The sequence below is a fragment of the Corynebacterium pacaense genome, assembly GCF_900169525.1.
GTDB lineage: Bacteria > Actinomycetota > Actinomycetes > Mycobacteriales > Mycobacteriaceae > Corynebacterium > Corynebacterium pacaense.
The window spans coordinates 253,360-267,732 of record NZ_LT821239.1 but is presented as its reverse complement, the minus strand read 5'-3'; the positions used below and the strand labels follow the sequence as shown (position 1 = coordinate 267,732).

Here is a 14,373-nt window from a genome sequence, read left to right as displayed (position 1 = left end):
ATACCTTAGTTGTTCCGGGGTGGTTTCGGCGACTGCGAGGCACCGGGTCGGGCCCTGTGCGCCCCGTGGCCCTGGCGCGGGGCGGACGTGTCATCCGGGGCCCGCTGATTCCTCGTCCGGCTTCTGCGCACCCGGAACACGCGGATCACCAGCAGCCCGGCGAGGGCCGCGATGATCAGCGCGATGATTCCCGAGGTTCCACTGAAACCGGGGCGGGGCTGGACGGTGATGTCCACCGGATCGCTGATCGCCGAACGGTCAGGGGAGGCGAGCCAGACCGTGAGATCGGTGCGCTGACTGTCATCGGGCAGATCCGCGGTCATCTGCAGGGTGATGGATCCGAGTGCGGGGACCCGGACCAGGCCAGGGGTGTTTATCTGGGCGTTCTCGGGACCGGAGTACATGATCTGTGCGATCGCGGGCAGGGGAAGGCCGTTCTGGGCCACGATGATCAGCGGTGAGGAGGATGATGTTCTGGTGTAGACGTTGCCCGGAGGCAGCAGCGCCACGGAGCTGCGCAGCTGCTGGAGGATGTCACGGTTGCCGTTGAGGATCCGGTCGGCGCCGTCGACGGCCTCCGGGTAGTGGATGCGTGATCTCCGGTTGTTCATGCTCAGAGCCCTGAGCAGGTCCTGGCGCAGCGGCTCGGTGAATCCGTACCTGGTCAGTGCTATCGCCGGATCATTGGTCATCAGCCCGGTCAGGTCATCGGTGTAGGAGGATTGCTGGGTGGCACGCAGTACCTCGGTCTCGGTGACGGAGGTGGGATCATCGAAGGGTGCCCCGAAGGCGGAGGAGCCACCCTCGGGGGTTGCGGTCGCCGCCAGTCGATCCAGCTGCCCGGTACTGGTGCTCAGGTACTGACCGAGGGTGAACGGTCGCGCCCTGCCGGCATCGACGAGCTGCGAGGTGGTCTGCAGGAGCATGTCGGCGTCCCCGGCCTCCAGTGAGGTCGGGGGCATGATGAGCACGGGAGTCTCCCCGTCTCCGTTGCCGACGGTCAGTTCCACCGCGGCGCGGGCGCTCATGTTTCTGGCCGCGGGGGAATCCATGGAGTAGTCGAAGCGGAACTGGGGATTGGAGTAGCCGACGGTTTCCGGTGCCTGACCCAGGGTGGCGAGCGTGGCCGAGAGGGAACCCTGGTAGCTCACGCCGCGGATACCGGGTGCGAGCTGGCTGAAGCGGTCGGCCGAGGGAGCGCCCCACACGGTGTTGTCGGCGATGAGGACGGAGACCGGTGTCGGTGGCTCCGGGGCCTCCGTGCGGCCGGGGGCGATGGCCGGGTCATCGAGGGAGTTGACACCCGAGGGTGAGTCCTCGGTGGGGCCGGACTGTGACTCCCAGGCATTCTCAGGAGACCCCGGAACCTCAATGTCGGCCCATCCGAGGTTCTTCGCGGTGAGTTCGGTGACGTAGCCACCGCCCGGAATGACCACGTTCTTTGTCGCGCTGACCCCCAGCACCTCCTCGATCACCGAGGTTCCGCGTTGCAGCGCCTCCCGCATCAGCCACTGGTTGCCGGTGCTGGAGACCGCGTTGAGGTCGGTGTTCGCCCAGGGCAGTGCGACCGTGCAGCTTCCCGATGCCGCGGTTCTCAGCTTCGCCAGGAAGGCGGCGGCGTCCTCCGCCCCGGTGCCGTCCGCACCCTCCTCGGGTTGGGCTGAGGCGGTCCACAGATCCCTCAGTCGCTGGTTCTGCTTCACGCCGCTCACCCGTTGTTCGCTGACGCTGTAGCCACCGGCCATGCGGGTGACCACCGACAGCAGTTCCGGATCCACCGCCAGGCAGGAGGCCGCGCGGGCGGTGGGTGGGGCCGTGGTCCAGGCGTCGACAAGCTCGTTGAGGCGGCCACCCTCGCGCAGCTGCGCCGCCAGACTGTCGGAGCGCAGGATCAGCGCCGGGCTTTCCGGTGCTTCGCCTGTCTCCCCACCGAGGACATCGGTGGGTGCGCTGATGGGATAGAGCATCGTGGTCGGTGTCGGAGTGGATCCCGGGTCCGCAGCCTGCCCGCCGGCAGCCTGCCCACCGTCGACGGGGAGGAGGAACCGCTGGGAATCCATGTGGGTCTCCACGCCCCCGACCACGGCGGACAGTGCGATCCGGGTGGGGTAGACACCGGGGACCGGAATGGCCAGGCCCTCGGCGCCCGTGGCGACGGGGAGATCCATGTCGACGGACTCCCCCGGACCGATGGTGTCCTCCAGGGTCAGTGACCTGCCGTAGTAGGGAAAGGACCCGGGTGCCGCGGCCAGGGCCGTGCGCGCGGTCGCGGTGTCCGCTGCGGCCTGCTGGCGCTGCACGCTCAGGGTCACGCCGCTGAGGGTGAAGTCAGAGCCGTTGCTGATGCGGATCTGCGCCTGCAGGGTTTCACCCGCGGAGACTGTGCCGGTGGGCAGGGCGGTGATCTCCAGCTCCACCTCGGTGGAGCGATCCTCGCTGCGCACGAGCGGATTGGCCCACTGCTGGCTCACCACGGGGTCATCGGGATCAACGGGAAAGGGAATGGCTGCGACGCCGGCGAAACTGCTGATACCCAGAACTGTGGTTGCGGTCACAGCTGCGATGAGGCCGCGCCTCCCCCCGGGGCTGCCTGCCGCGGTTCGGGCGCGGGCGGCGGCAGTCACCTCGGGGTTGCCCTTCCCTCGGCCTTCTCCCTGCGGGCGAGCTCGGGCAGCAGATCATGCGCACGACGGGCGAGCTTGCGTTCATCGGCGAAGGCGAGATGCTCGATGAGCTGGTGGGCCGGGATCCAGGAGACCTCCGTGACCTCCGGATCCTCATCGTTGAGATCGCCATCGACGTAGCGCAGCAGATGGTGGTGGACCGTCTTGTGGATCCGTTTGCCCTCGGAGACGAACCAATAGTCGATCACACCCAGATCGGCGAAGACGTCACCGTGGATGCCGGTCTCCTCCCACACCTCGCGCTCGGCGGTGGTCGCCTTGTCCTCGCCCGGCTCCACGTGCCCCTTCGGCATCGACCACAGGAGCCTGCCCCGACGGTCCAACCGTCCGATCAGCGCGACGTAGACCTTGGAAAGATCCACCTGACCATCCGCGGAGACGGATTCGGCGAGACCGGATACAACGAGTCCTCCCGCGGAGGTCTCATTGGAGGTTTCCATGTGGGACTGCTGGCCGGACTGGTGCACACGGCGCGGATTCGCTTTACGACGCCTCCTCTGGCCGCCCTCCCCCTTCTTCTCCGGGTTCGGCGTCTGCTGCCTGGTTGCGGCGTTCCCGCCGCGCCGCCGGGAACGCTTGCGCCGGTCGGGGCCGGGGGATCCACCATCGGTCCTGGTTGGTGCTGAGTCGGGGCCCTGTGCGGTCTTCGGGGATTCTCCCGGGACATCGGCGGTACTGTTCTGCGCCCTGGACTCCGGATTCTGCTTCTGACCTGAAGAGCGCCGGGAACGACGGCGACGCCGACGTTTCGGCGCCCCGCTGGTGCTCCCCTCAGGCTTCAAGTCACTCATTCAAACAATCGTATCGTGAGCACGGGACAATAGGTATTAACGAACCACCCCAAGTCAGTGGGTAGACTAATGATCCGTGAATTCCCTGGACGATCAAAGCGACGATGACCGATTCGCCCTGATGGCACGGGCCCACCAGGCAATAGCCGGGCTCTCCGGGATCCTTCAGCCCCTGGCCTCGGCTTTTGCCGCGAAAGGGCAACAGCTGTACCTGGTCGGCGGCTCCGTCCGCGACGCTTTTCTTGGCCATCTCGGCCATGACCTCGATCTGACCACTCCGGCACGTCCGGAGCAGACCCGCACGATCCTCGACGGGTACGCCGATGCGGTGTGGGACACCGGTATCGCCTTCGGGACCGTGTCGGCGGAGAAGGCGGGCCAGCAGATCGAGATCACCACCTTCCGCGCCGATTCCTATGACGGGCACTCCCGCAATCCCGAGGTGACCTTCGGGGACACCCTCGAGGGCGATCTGGTGCGACGTGATTTCACGGTTAACGCCATGGCCGTGGAGATCGCCGGTGACGGCTCGCTGACCTTCCACGATCCCGTCGGAGGCCTGGACGATCTCCTCGCCGGTGTACTGGACACCCCGGCCCCGCCGGAGCAGTCCTTCAATGATGACCCCCTGCGCATGCTGCGCGCCGCGCGGTTCGTCTCCCAGCTGGGTTTTACCGTCGCCCCCCGGGTGGTTGCCGCGATGACCGCGATGGCCGGAGAGATCAGCAGGATCACCGCCGAGCGCGTTCAGGTCGAGTTGGACAAGATGATGCTGGGTAAACACCCCGAGGCGGGCATCGAGCTCATGGTCTCCACCGGACTTGCGGCGATCATCTTTCCGGAGATCCCCGCGATGCAGATGACCCAGGATGAGCACATGCAGCACAAGGATGTCTACCAGCATTCGCTGCAGGTGCTCAGGCAGGCCATCGACCAGGAGGACGAACCGGACCTGGTGCTGCGCTGGGCCGCACTGCTCCACGATGCGGGTAAGCCGGAGACCCGGGACTTCAGCGACGGGGGCCGGGTCAGCTTCCACCAGCATGAGGTGGTGGGCGCCAAGCTGGTTCGCCGACGGATGCGTGCACTGAAGTACTCCAAGCACATGATCTCCGACGTCAGCCAGCTGATCTTCCTCCACATGCGCTTCCACGGCTTCGGCGAGGGCCAGTGGACCGATTCGGCGGTCCGCCGCTATGTCGCCGACGCCGGTGAGCTGCTCCCCCGGCTGCACAAACTGGTGCGCGCCGATTGCACCACCCGGAATAAAAGGAAGGCGCAGCGACTCCAGGCCACTTACGATCACCTGGAGGAGCGGATAGCAGATATTGCCCAACGTGAGGATCTGGCCCGGGTGCGCCCGGATCTTGACGGCAATGAGATCATGGAGATTCTGGATATTCCGGCGGGACCCGAGGTGGGCAGGGCATGGGCCTTTCTCAAGGAACTCCGGCTGGAACGCGGACCGCTCGAGCATGAGGAAGCCGTCGCCGAACTCAAGGCGTGGTGGGAAGGACAAGGCAATGAGTGATTTTTACGCTGACAGGCTGTTCAACGCACTGGAGCGAAACGAGGTCTCCCCCGGCATGGTGCTCGTGGCCGCGCCCGATATGGAATCGGTGGAGTTCAACCGCAGCGTCGTGCTGGTCATCGAGCATTCCCAGTCGACCACCTTCGGGGTGAACCTGGCCGCCCGCAGTGACCTGGCCGTGGCCAACGTCCTGCCCGAATGGACGGATCTGGCGGCCAAGCCGCAGGCGCTCTACATCGGTGGACCGCTGAATCAGCAGGCCGTGGTGGGACTGGCGATCACCAAGGCCGGTGTGGATCCCGCTGCCACCACCCATTTCAACCGGTTGGCCAACCGTCTGGTCCACGTCGATCTGCGTTCCTCGCCCACCGAGATCGCGGAATCACTGGAGGGAATGCGCTTTTTCGCAGGCTACGCCGAGTGGGCGCCCGGTCAGCTGGAGGCCGAGATCGAGGCCGGTGACTGGTATGTCGCACCGGCCCTGCCCTCGGATGTCCTGGCACCCGGGCGTGTGGATGTCTGGGGAGATGTCATGCGCCGTCAGCCAATGCCCCTGCCCCTCTACTCCACCTATCCCTCCGACCCGCACGACAACTAGAGAGCCCGGTGTATGTGACTAGGGAAACGCTGAAGGAAGTTCGCGGCGGGATCGCGGAGACGCTCACCGTCGGTCTCGGACTCATCCCCCTGGGGTTGGCCTTCGGCCTTCTCATGGTGCAGTCCGGATACGCCTGGTGGTGGACGCCGGTGTTCTCCGTGGTGATCTACGCGGGTTCCATGGAGTTTCTGGCCATCGGGCTGATCGGCGCCGGGGTCGGGCCGTTTTCCGCAGCCGTCACCGGATTGATGGTGAACTTCCGGCACATCTTCTATGGACTGACCTTTCCCCGGCACCGGGTGGGATCGCGCGCGGGCCGGGCGTACTCCACCTATGCCCTCACCGATGAGTCCTATGCGATCGTCTCCGCGCGTCCGCCCGGGGCGATCTCCGGTGTCCGGGTGCTGACGATTCAGGTGGTCTGCCAGCTGCTGTGGATTCTCCCGGGCATCATCGGTGCGCTGGTCGGTCAGGTGCTTCCCGACGGCCTGCGGGGGATGGAATTCGCACTCACCGCGCTTTTCGTCGTGCTCGCCTGGGAGACGTTCAAAAGCAACCGGGACTACTCCCTTCCCCTCACCGCGGGGCTGTTGGCTGTCTGTGCGGGTCTGCTCGCCCCCGGACAGATGCTCATCATCGCACTGAGCACCTACTTTGTGATCCTGCTGCTGCGCTACCGATTCCCGGCCCTGGACCATCGGATGGAGGTGCGTGACCATGGGTGAGCACGGACTGCCCGAGGGGGTGAGCCTGTACCAGGTGGCCGCGGTGTTGATCCCGGTCGCGATCATCACCGTGGTGCTGCGCTTCATCCCCTTCGTTGCCGTGCGGAAGATGCAGGGCAGCGAGTTGATGAGCATGCTTGGTCGCACGATGCCTGTGGGTGTGATGAGCGTGCTCGTGATCTACACCCTGTTCTCCTCCAGTTCGGAGCCGGGTGGCGTGTGGGCCTCACTGGCCGCGGTGGCGGTGACCGTGGCCCTGCACTGGTGGAGGGGTTCGGCCGCGCTGTCCATCATCGGAGGCACCGTGGCCTACATGGTGCTGGTGAATCTGGTTGTCCAACCTGCTCACCTCATGCTCTGAGGGTGTATCCGGCCTCCTTGACGGCGGCGTGGATGTCCGCATCGGTGAAGCCTTCGCCGGAAACGGTGACCGCCCCGCTGGCAACATCGGCGTCGACGGAGGCGACACCGGGGAGTTCGCTGATCTCCTCCTCCACGGATGCCTTGCAGTGCGCACAGGTCATTCCCTCGACGGTGTAGTTCTTGATGGCCATGATCTTTTAGGTCCCTTCTCAAGGTGGGTGCATCCGCCATCCTATACCCCCAAGGGGTATGGTGCCTGGTCTAGTCGGTGACCTCGGGGAACTTTGCCGCCGCCTCCAACCACAGTCCCTCGAAGACATCGGAGGTGATCATTTCCGAGCTGATGTCGGGGAAGTCCGCGTAGGAGTCCGGGTGCGGCACCACCTCATTCGGTTCGGCCGCCAGGCCCCGTGAGGGGCCCGGTATACGGCCCGCCCCGGTGATGGTCTCCCCCTTCTCGTCGCCGCTCAGTTCGATGATGCGCGCCAGTGCGCACATCGCCGGTGCGCTGTCGGGGGCGTCGATAAGCGGAGTCATCTCCGCCAGGTGAATGACCGCGGGCGCGCCCGGGATCTCGATGGTCGTCCGGACGTAGATTTCATTGCTCATTCTGATCAGCATAAACGTCCGGACCCTATCGGAGCCAGGGCGGGAGCGCGAGTACGGCACCACTTATATCCACAGTGGAAGTATATTTTTATTGAACAGAGCTGTCTAGATTAGTGTTTCTTACACCCCGAATGTTTCACTAACCGAAATGAGGTCAGCACATGGTAACGGTTGCTGAGACGACATCGAGGAGTCCGGAGCCGGCTTCTCCCACCAGATCCAGGCGGCTGCTTTCATCGCGTTGGTCCTCCCTGCGGTTGCAGGTGGGGGTGTTCGCCGCGCTCATGCTGGCTTGGTGGGCGGTCACGGCCCTCGGATTGGTCAAACCGGTTTTCCTGCCCGGCCCCGGCGCCGTCTGGACCGCTTTCGTGGAATCGAACACCTGCAGGCCCGGCCCGGCGGGAACGGACCGCATCGTGTGCGGGGAGCAGAACTACTTCCTGTGGCAGCATCTACTGGCCAGTCTGCAGCGGATAGCCGTGGGAGTCAGCGCCGGCGCCGTCTTCGGCATCGTCCTCGGGCTCGCCGCCGGTTCCTCCGCGCTCATCCGTACCGCGGTGGAGCCCTATGTGAACTTTCTCAGGGCCCTGCCACCCCTGGGCTACATCGGACTGCTGATCGTCTGGTTCGGTGTCGGTGACGTGTCCAAGGTCTGGCTGCTGTTCATCGCCTCCTTCCCCCCGATCGCCATATCCACGATCACCGGCGTCACCGGTGTGCAGGGCGACCGGGTCCTGGCGGCGCGCACGCTCGGTGCGAGCCGTCTGCAGGTCCTGCAGACCGTGGTGATACCCGCAGTTCTGCCCGAGATCGTCACCGGTCTCCGGCTCGCGATCGGACTCGCATGGGCCGCCGTGGTCGCAGCCGAGCTGAACAACGGCATCCCCGGGATCGGCGGCCTCGCCTACATCTCGGGCCAGCAGCTGCAGACGCCACTGACCGTGGTGTGCATCATCGTCATCGGTATCACCGCCGTGGCGCTCGATCTCATCGCCACCCAGGCCCTGCGCATCTTCGTGCCGTGGCATGGCAAGGGCTAGCGGAAGAAAACCAAGGAGTTCATTATATGACCAGCAGAATCACGCTCACCGAGGTGGGCAAGACCTACGAGAACCGGAATGAGAGGCACGTCGTACTCGATGACGTCTCCATAGACATAGAGGCCGGTGAGTTCATCTCCGTGATCGGACCGTCCGGATGCGGCAAGACCACACTGCTCAAGATCATCGCCGGAATACTGCCCTACAGCAGCGGAAGCATCGAGCATGACGATGCCCCGGTGACCGGGCCCTCCGCCACCAGGGGCCTGGTGTTCCAGCAGCCCACCCTCTACCCCTGGTTCTCGGTCCGGGGAAACGTCGAGCTGGCCGGCCGCTACGCGGGCAGGAGCCGGAAGGAACGCCGCGAGCGGGCGCAGCACTACCTGGACCTGGTCAACCTCTCCGATGCCGCGGACAAGAAGACATATGAACTCTCCGGCGGTATGCAGCAGCGTGCGCAGATCGCGCGGGTGCTGGCCGGAGAGTCCCCTGTGATCCTCATGGATGAGCCCTTCGGCGCGCTCGATGCCCTCACCAGGGAGAGACTGCAGGATGAGCTCAGGCGCATCTGGCTGGAGACCAAGCGGACCATCATCTTTGTCACCCACTCGGTCGAGGAGGCCGTTCTTCTGTCCACCAGGATTCTGGTGATGGGCAAGAACCCCGGCCGGATCATCGAGGACGTCGCCATACCGGCGGAGCTGGATCGAAACCGTTCGGATCCGGAGTTTGTGAAGCTGCGGGAGAAGTTCACGGCCTCGGTGTACCGGGCGCAGGAAGCGGAGGTATGAGGAACATGGTCAACAGCACCCCGGTGTCACTTCACTGGTTTCTGCCGACCTACGGCGATTCCACAGGCATCATCGACTCGGCGCATTCCTATTCCACCACCCCTGATGCGCGGGGTGCTGCGGAAAAGGTGCGGCGCGGGACCCTGTCCTACCTGACGCAGATCGCACAGGCCGCGGAGGCCAACGGCCTGGACTCCATGCTGGTTCCCACGGGGGCATGGTGCCAGGACCCGTGGGTGGTGGCCTCCGCACTCATCCCCGCCACCACCACGCTGAAACTGATGGTGGCGGTGCGCCCCGGGGTGATCTCGGCCACGACGACGGCGCAGATGTCGGCGGCCTTCCAGAATCTCTCCGGAAACCGGCTCGCGCTGAACGTGGTCACCGGCGCCGAGGACGGAGAGCAGCGTGCCTATGGGGATTTCCTGAACAAGCACCAGCGCTATCAGCGGTCGGGTGAGTACCTGGCGCTGCTGCGCTCACTGTGGACCTCGGAGCAACCCATCACCACCAGGGGCGACTATGTGCACGTGGAACGGGCCGCCATCGACCAGCAGCCGGCGGTGCTGCCGCCGGTGTACTTCAGTGGTGCCTCGGACATCGCGCTCGAGATCGCCGCCCAGCACGCGGATGTCTACCTCACCTGGGGCGAGACCTCCGAACGGGTCTCCGCACTCGCCGCCAGGGTGTCGGAGCTTGCGCATCACAGGGGCCGTGACCTGCAGCATGCCATCCGCTTCCACGTCATTGCCCGTCCCACCTCCGAGGAGGCGTGGGCGGTGGCGTCCAGGCTGATCGAGAACTGCGATCCCGAGCAGGTGGCCAGGGTTCAGCGGGGCCTGCGCAACGCCCAGTCCCAGGGGCAGCAGCGAATGAATGAAACCTACACTGAGCTGGCCAGCTTCGATGCGGACACCGACGTTCGGGCACTGCAGATCCAGCCGGGTGTCTGGGCGGGGATCGGGCTGGTCCGCGGCGGTGCGGGCACCGCCCTCGTGGGTTCCTACGAGGAGGTGGCCGAACTGATCGAGCTGTACCGGGATGCGGGTGAGGAACACTTTGTCCTCTCCGGATATCCGCATCTGGAGGAGACCTTCCACATCGGAGAGGGCGTCATCCCGGCCCTGCGCCGACGTGGCGTCCGGGCCGGCTCCGGGGACACGGTGGCCGGAGTGCCGCGGTGAGTGTCTCACCGTGGCCGGATTCGGCCCACGGATCGGATACGGCCGGGACCCCGGCCGGGACAACACAGATGAATTACCCCAAACTGAAAGGCAGTATTGTGCGAGCTAAGAAGATGACGGCCGCCGCCGCAGCGCTGGCGGCAGTGGGTGTGATGTTGAGTGCCTGCGTCGGAGGACCGGCCGGCAGTGGTGGCGCCGGCGGGTCGGGTGCGCAGAAGGAATGCCCCGTCGAGGTGAATGAGGACTACACCGGTACCGTGCGCATCGGCTATCAGAGCGGTCTGCCGAACATGCACGTGATCATGGCGGAGGGCCAGACGGAAAGCTGCCTGCCCAATGCCGATGTGTCCTACATCCGCTTCGATACCGGTGCGGACATGCTGCAGGCGTACGCCGCGGGGTCCATCGACCTCGCGGGAATCGGTACTCCCCCGGTCAGCAGGAGCCTCTCCGATCCCAGTGTGACCCCCATCGAGGTCACCTGGGTGATGGGTTCCACCGACCGCAGTGAGGGTCTGGTTGTCAAGGATCCGGCCATCCGGTCGGTTGCTGATCTGGAGGGTAAGAACATCGCGGTGGCGTTCGCCTCCACGGCGCACTACGCGCTGCTCAAGGCACTGGAGGAGAACGGTCTGGAGCCCGGTCGCAACGTCAATGTGATCAACATGGGCGCGGACGCGACCCTCGCGGCCTGGGGTGGAGATGAAATCGACGCGACCTGGATCTGGGATCCGGTGTTCTCGGAGGTCCAGAGCTCCGGCCATGTCATCATGACCAGCGGTGATGTGGCGGAGCTCGGATACCCCGCCTACACCGTGCTCAGTGCGACCGACTCCTTCGTCGATTCCAACGCGGACTTCCTCCGCACCTACAACCAGCTGCTCGGGGATGCCGCCCAGAGAATCAATGATGATCCGGCCGGAGTCGCCGCGATCATCGCGGGTGAGATGCAGATGGACGTCGAGGACACGCAGCGCTACCTCGAGTTGAGCAGCACCCCCCTGGCCGGTGAGCAGAAGGACCTGCTGAGCACCACCGTCGGTCGAACCCTGCTGGATACAGCGGTGTTCCTCCAGCAACAGGGGATCATCGACACCCTGGCCGCGGACGACGTGTACCTCAACGCCTACTCCGCGGACAATCTCCCCGATTGATTCCGAGGGGGTGAATGAAAACACCCGGGGAAATGCCCCGTTTCGGTTGCCGGCGTTCTAAGTTTGACTGTGTGGTCAATTACGCATTTGTCATTGCAGGCTCAGAGGCAACCGGCGGCGCCGGAATCCAGGTCGATCTGAAGACCTTCCAGCATCTGGATGTCTATGGAATCGGTGCCATAACGTGCATCGTCTCCTTCGACCCCGGCAACAACTGGGCCCACCGCTTTGTACCGGTGGACCCCCGGGTCATCGCCGATCAGATCGAGGCGGCCACCAGCGCCCATGATCTCAACGTGGTCAAGATCGGTATGCTCGGTGCACCGCGGACCATCGATGTTGTTGCGGAGGCGCTTCAGGAGCACGCATTCGGTCATGTGGTGCTGGACCCCGTGCTGATCTGCAAGGGGCAGGAGCCGGGTGCCGCCCTGGACACCGACACCGCACTGCGTGAGAAGGTGCTCCCCCACGCCACGGTGATCACCCCCAACAACTTCGAGGCCGTGACACTCTCCGGCCTCAGCTCGTTGGAGACCGTCGAGGATCTCAAGCAGGCCGCCCGCCTGATCCACGAGCAGGGACCGAAATACGTCGTGGTCAAGGGCGGCATCGACTTCCCCGGCCCCGACGCTGTGGACGTGCTTTTCGACGGATCCGACTTCCACGTGTTCAGCGAACCCAAGATCGGACAGGACCGCGTCAGTGGCGCGGGCTGCACCTTCGCCGCCGTCATTACGGCCGAACTGGCCAAGGGCGCCGGGGTGGTCGATGCCGTGGCCGCCGCTAAACGCGTGGTCACCCGGGCCGTCCACGATGCCCAGACATCGAATGCACCGTTTAGCTCCGTGTGGCTGAGCGCGGACAACAGGGACTAGGGTCTGTTGGACAACTGAGTAGGGCGCGGTACGCGGTGATGGATCCCGCACCGCGCCTTTGACGTCCCGCCGCACCGGTGACAGCGCCCGGTCGACGGCGGCTGTCGGCATCTGGCCGACACACGGCGGGGTTGTCTGAGTGCCAGCCGTGGCCCCCGGTATTTAAGGATTTGCCGGAGTGTGCACATGGCGTGCGAAACCTTAACCATTTTGTAACCTACCCCCGATATCCAGCAGCTTCGCTGAGTTTTGAGAGCATTTGTGCTGGTATGAGCCTTGGAAAAGTTGTGCTCGGGGATGGTGGGGGGAGTAACGTCGATGACCATCAATTAATTCGGACAGGATCCAACACAGGATCCGACTCTGTCATTGGCTGAGAAAAACTCAGGAGGAACTCAGGAAGAAGGAAGCACGGACAGAGGGCGCAAAGTACACGGGCGCCCATATGAGAAGCAGACGAGAGGCTAAAACTCGTGAGCCCAATTCGCTCAAAGAAGAAGATTGACAGCACCCCCCGGTTGACTGTTGATGATGTAAACGTTGTCCCGCCGAAGAAGATCCGTCCCGCCATCAAGGGAACCGTCGTGGGCAACTTCATGGAGTGGTACGACTTCGGAATCTACGGTTACCTGACCGTCACCATGACCGCGGTGTTCACCCAGGGGCTCCCCCAGGAATGGCAGCTGCTCGCGGTGATGTTCGGTTTCGCCGTATCCTATCTTGTCCGTCCGATCGGTGGCCTGGTTCTCGGCCCGCTCGGTGACAAGGTCGGCCGCCAGAAGGTCCTTTATGTCACCATGGCCATGATGGCCATCTCCACCGCCCTCATCGGTGTGCTGCCGACGGCGGCGTCGATAGGTGGGTGGGCGCTGATCCTGCTCTACCTGCTGAAGATGGTTCAGGGTTTCTCCACCGGCGGTGAGTACGCCGGTGCCACCACCTACGTGGCCGAGTTCTCCCCCGACCGCCGTCGCGGCTTCTTCGGATCATTCCTCGATATGGGTTCCTACCTGGGTTTCGCCGCCGGTGCCTCCGTGGTCGCCATCACCACCTGGGTGACCACCCACTTCGCCGGGGAGAACGCAATGGCGGACTTCGGATGGCGAATCCCCTTCCTGACCGCGATCCCGCTCGGTATCATCGCCGTCTACCTGCGCACCAGGATTCCGGAAACCCCGGCCTTCGAGAACAATCAGGCGGAGGACGAGGCGGTCATCGAGAAGGATTCCGAGGATCCCTACTCCCGTCTCGGTCTGGCCGGGGTTGTCCGCCACCACTGGCGCCCGCTGCTGATCGGCATCGCGATCGTGGCGGCCACCAATACCGCGGGTTATGCGCTCACCAGCTACATGCCCGTCTACCTGGAGGAACAGATCGGTCTGCACTCCGCATCGGCAGCCGCCGTGACCGTTCCGGTGCTGGTTGCCATGTCGTTGATGCTTCCCTTCATCGGAAAGTGGAGCGACCGGGTGGGCCGCAGGCCCGTCTACGCCACCGCCGTCGGTGCGACGCTGGTGCTCATGGTGCCCGCCTTCATGATCATGAACACCGGTTCCATCGGGGCCGTCCTGATCGCCCTGTCCATGGTCGCCATCCCGACCGGCCTGTACGTGGCGCTTTCCGCCTCGGCCCTGCCCGCGCTGTTCCCCACCGCCTCGAGATTCTCCGGAATGGGTATCTCCTACAACATCTCGGTGTCACTCTTCGGTGGTACGACTCCGCTGGTCACCCAGTTCCTGCTGCAGAAGACCGGACTGGACATCGTACCGGCGCTGTACATCATGTTCTTCTCCGCAATCGCCGGCATCGCCCTGCTGTTCATGACGGAATCCTCCCAGAAGCCGCTGCTGGGCTCCTTCCCCACCGTGGAGACCACCCGGGAGGCGCACGAGATCGTGGCCACCCAGGACAACGACCCCAATATCGATACCTCGCACATGCCCTTCACCGAGGATCAGGTCGAGGTCATAGAGCCGGCCAAGAGCTGACCGCCTGTCGACGCCCACCGCGCATCACACCCCGCCCCCG

Annotated in this window: 14 protein-coding genes; 10 read left to right on the top strand and 4 right to left on the bottom strand. The window is 64.7% G+C overall.

What is annotated here, in order from left to right; genetic code table 11:
• Window positions 1-5: 5 nt before the first annotated feature.
• Together B7E02_RS01435 and B7E02_RS01430 are read right to left on the bottom strand one after the other, a co-directional pair.
• Entirely contained in the window at window positions 6-2,555 is a 2,550-nt protein-coding gene (locus B7E02_RS01435) for a DUF6049 family protein (protein ID WP_143336593.1), read from the bottom strand.
• A 65-nt stretch (window positions 2,556-2,620) separates the two neighbouring features.
• Window positions 2,621-3,475 carry an NUDIX hydrolase gene (locus tag B7E02_RS01430; RefSeq protein ID WP_080792201.1) on the bottom strand — a complete coding sequence of 285 codons (855 nt, stop codon included), beginning with the start codon at window positions 3,473-3,475 and terminating at the stop codon, window positions 2,621-2,623.
• Window positions 3,476-3,596: 121 nt separating this feature from the next.
• Here B7E02_RS01430 and B7E02_RS01425 point away from each other — a divergent pair, with 121 nt between their 5' ends.
• The 4 genes from B7E02_RS01425 to B7E02_RS01410 are packed head-to-tail and all read left to right on the top strand — an operon-like array spanning window position 3,597 to window position 6,690.
• Window positions 3,597-5,006 carry a CCA tRNA nucleotidyltransferase gene (locus tag B7E02_RS01425; RefSeq protein ID WP_080794346.1) on the top strand — a complete coding sequence of 470 codons (1,410 nt, stop codon included), beginning with the start codon at window positions 3,597-3,599 and terminating at the stop codon, window positions 5,004-5,006.
• The gene (locus B7E02_RS01420; RefSeq protein ID WP_080792198.1) at window positions 4,999-5,604 is read left to right on the top strand and encodes a YqgE/AlgH family protein; all 606 of its coding nucleotides are present in this window, start codon (window positions 4,999-5,001) and stop codon (window positions 5,602-5,604) included. The genes B7E02_RS01425 and B7E02_RS01420 overlap by 8 nt, the downstream gene beginning before the upstream one ends.
• A gap of 14 nt (window positions 5,605-5,618) precedes the next feature.
• Complete coding sequence (locus B7E02_RS01415) at window positions 5,619-6,329, top strand: AzlC family ABC transporter permease (protein ID WP_080792195.1); 711 nt, start codon at window positions 5,619-5,621, stop codon at window positions 6,327-6,329.
• Complete coding sequence (locus B7E02_RS01410; RefSeq protein WP_080792193.1) at window positions 6,322-6,690, top strand: branched-chain amino acid transporter permease; 369 nt, start codon at window positions 6,322-6,324, stop codon at window positions 6,688-6,690. Before B7E02_RS01415 ends, B7E02_RS01410 begins: the two co-directional genes overlap by 8 nt.
• On the opposite strand, the gene B7E02_RS01405 is transcribed toward B7E02_RS01410, so the two are convergent.
• Together B7E02_RS01405 and B7E02_RS01400 are read right to left on the bottom strand one after the other, a co-directional pair.
• On the bottom strand, window positions 6,680-6,883 hold the full coding sequence (locus B7E02_RS01405) for a heavy-metal-associated domain-containing protein (RefSeq protein ID WP_080792191.1): 204 nt from the start codon (window positions 6,881-6,883) through the stop codon (window positions 6,680-6,682). The two genes, B7E02_RS01410 and B7E02_RS01405, sit on opposite strands and share 11 nt — an antisense overlap.
• Before the next feature lie 70 nt (window positions 6,884-6,953).
• The gene (locus B7E02_RS01400) at window positions 6,954-7,301 is read right to left on the bottom strand and encodes a hypothetical protein (protein ID WP_080794344.1); all 348 of its coding nucleotides are present in this window, start codon (window positions 7,299-7,301) and stop codon (window positions 6,954-6,956) included.
• A gap of 161 nt (window positions 7,302-7,462) precedes the next feature.
• Here B7E02_RS01400 and B7E02_RS01395 point away from each other — a divergent pair, with 161 nt between their 5' ends.
• The 6 genes from B7E02_RS01395 to B7E02_RS01370 all read left to right on the top strand — a co-directional run bounded on the left by B7E02_RS01395 (window position 7,463) and on the right by B7E02_RS01370 (window position 14,333).
• Window positions 7,463-8,341, top strand: a complete 879-nt coding sequence (locus tag B7E02_RS01395; protein WP_080792188.1) for an ABC transporter permease — start codon at window positions 7,463-7,465, stop codon at window positions 8,339-8,341.
• Window positions 8,342-8,367: 26 nt separating this feature from the next.
• A complete protein-coding gene (locus B7E02_RS01390; RefSeq protein ID WP_080792183.1) occupies window positions 8,368-9,132 on the top strand; it encodes an ABC transporter ATP-binding protein in 765 nt (254 codons plus the stop codon).
• Window positions 9,129-10,316, top strand: a complete 1,188-nt coding sequence (locus tag B7E02_RS01385; protein WP_245802116.1) for an LLM class flavin-dependent oxidoreductase — start codon at window positions 9,129-9,131, stop codon at window positions 10,314-10,316. Before B7E02_RS01390 ends, B7E02_RS01385 begins: the two co-directional genes overlap by 4 nt.
• A 98-nt stretch (window positions 10,317-10,414) precedes the next feature.
• Window positions 10,415-11,470, top strand: coding sequence for a taurine ABC transporter substrate-binding protein (locus B7E02_RS01380; RefSeq protein ID WP_179129625.1), 1,056 nt, complete (start codon window positions 10,415-10,417; stop codon window positions 11,468-11,470).
• Window positions 11,471-11,541: 71 nt separating this feature from the next.
• The gene (gene thiD / locus B7E02_RS01375) at window positions 11,542-12,345 is read left to right on the top strand and encodes a bifunctional hydroxymethylpyrimidine kinase/phosphomethylpyrimidine kinase (RefSeq protein WP_080794340.1); all 804 of its coding nucleotides are present in this window, start codon (window positions 11,542-11,544) and stop codon (window positions 12,343-12,345) included.
• Window positions 12,346-12,818: 473 nt separating this feature from the next.
• The gene (locus tag B7E02_RS01370; protein ID WP_080792177.1) at window positions 12,819-14,333 is read left to right on the top strand and encodes an MFS transporter; all 1,515 of its coding nucleotides are present in this window, start codon (window positions 12,819-12,821) and stop codon (window positions 14,331-14,333) included.
• Window positions 14,334-14,373 lie beyond the last annotated feature (40 nt).

What these genes read in the sequence shown, in the direction of transcription:
- B7E02_RS01400 (WP_080794344.1), bottom strand. Translation starts at nt 7,301, where the DNA reads ATGAGCAATGAAATCTACGTCCGGACGACCATCGAGATCCCGGGCGCG.
- B7E02_RS01405 (WP_080792191.1), bottom strand. Translation starts at nt 6,883, where the DNA reads ATGGCCATCAAGAACTACACCGTCGAGGGAATGACCTGTGCGCACTGC.
- B7E02_RS01430 (WP_080792201.1), bottom strand. Translation starts at nt 3,475, where the DNA reads ATGAGTGACTTGAAGCCTGAGGGGAGCACCAGCGGGGCGCCGAAACGT.
- B7E02_RS01395 (WP_080792188.1), top strand. Translation starts at nt 7,463, where the DNA reads ATGGTAACGGTTGCTGAGACGACATCGAGGAGTCCGGAGCCGGCTTCT.
- B7E02_RS01410 (WP_080792193.1), top strand. Translation starts at nt 6,322, where the DNA reads ATGGGTGAGCACGGACTGCCCGAGGGGGTGAGCCTGTACCAGGTGGCC.
- B7E02_RS01420 (WP_080792198.1), top strand. Translation starts at nt 4,999, where the DNA reads ATGAGTGATTTTTACGCTGACAGGCTGTTCAACGCACTGGAGCGAAAC.
- B7E02_RS01390 (WP_080792183.1), top strand. Translation starts at nt 8,368, where the DNA reads ATGACCAGCAGAATCACGCTCACCGAGGTGGGCAAGACCTACGAGAAC.
- B7E02_RS01425 (WP_080794346.1), top strand. Translation starts at nt 3,597, where the DNA reads ATGGCACGGGCCCACCAGGCAATAGCCGGGCTCTCCGGGATCCTTCAG.
- B7E02_RS01385 (WP_245802116.1), top strand. Translation starts at nt 9,129, where the DNA reads ATGAGGAACATGGTCAACAGCACCCCGGTGTCACTTCACTGGTTTCTG.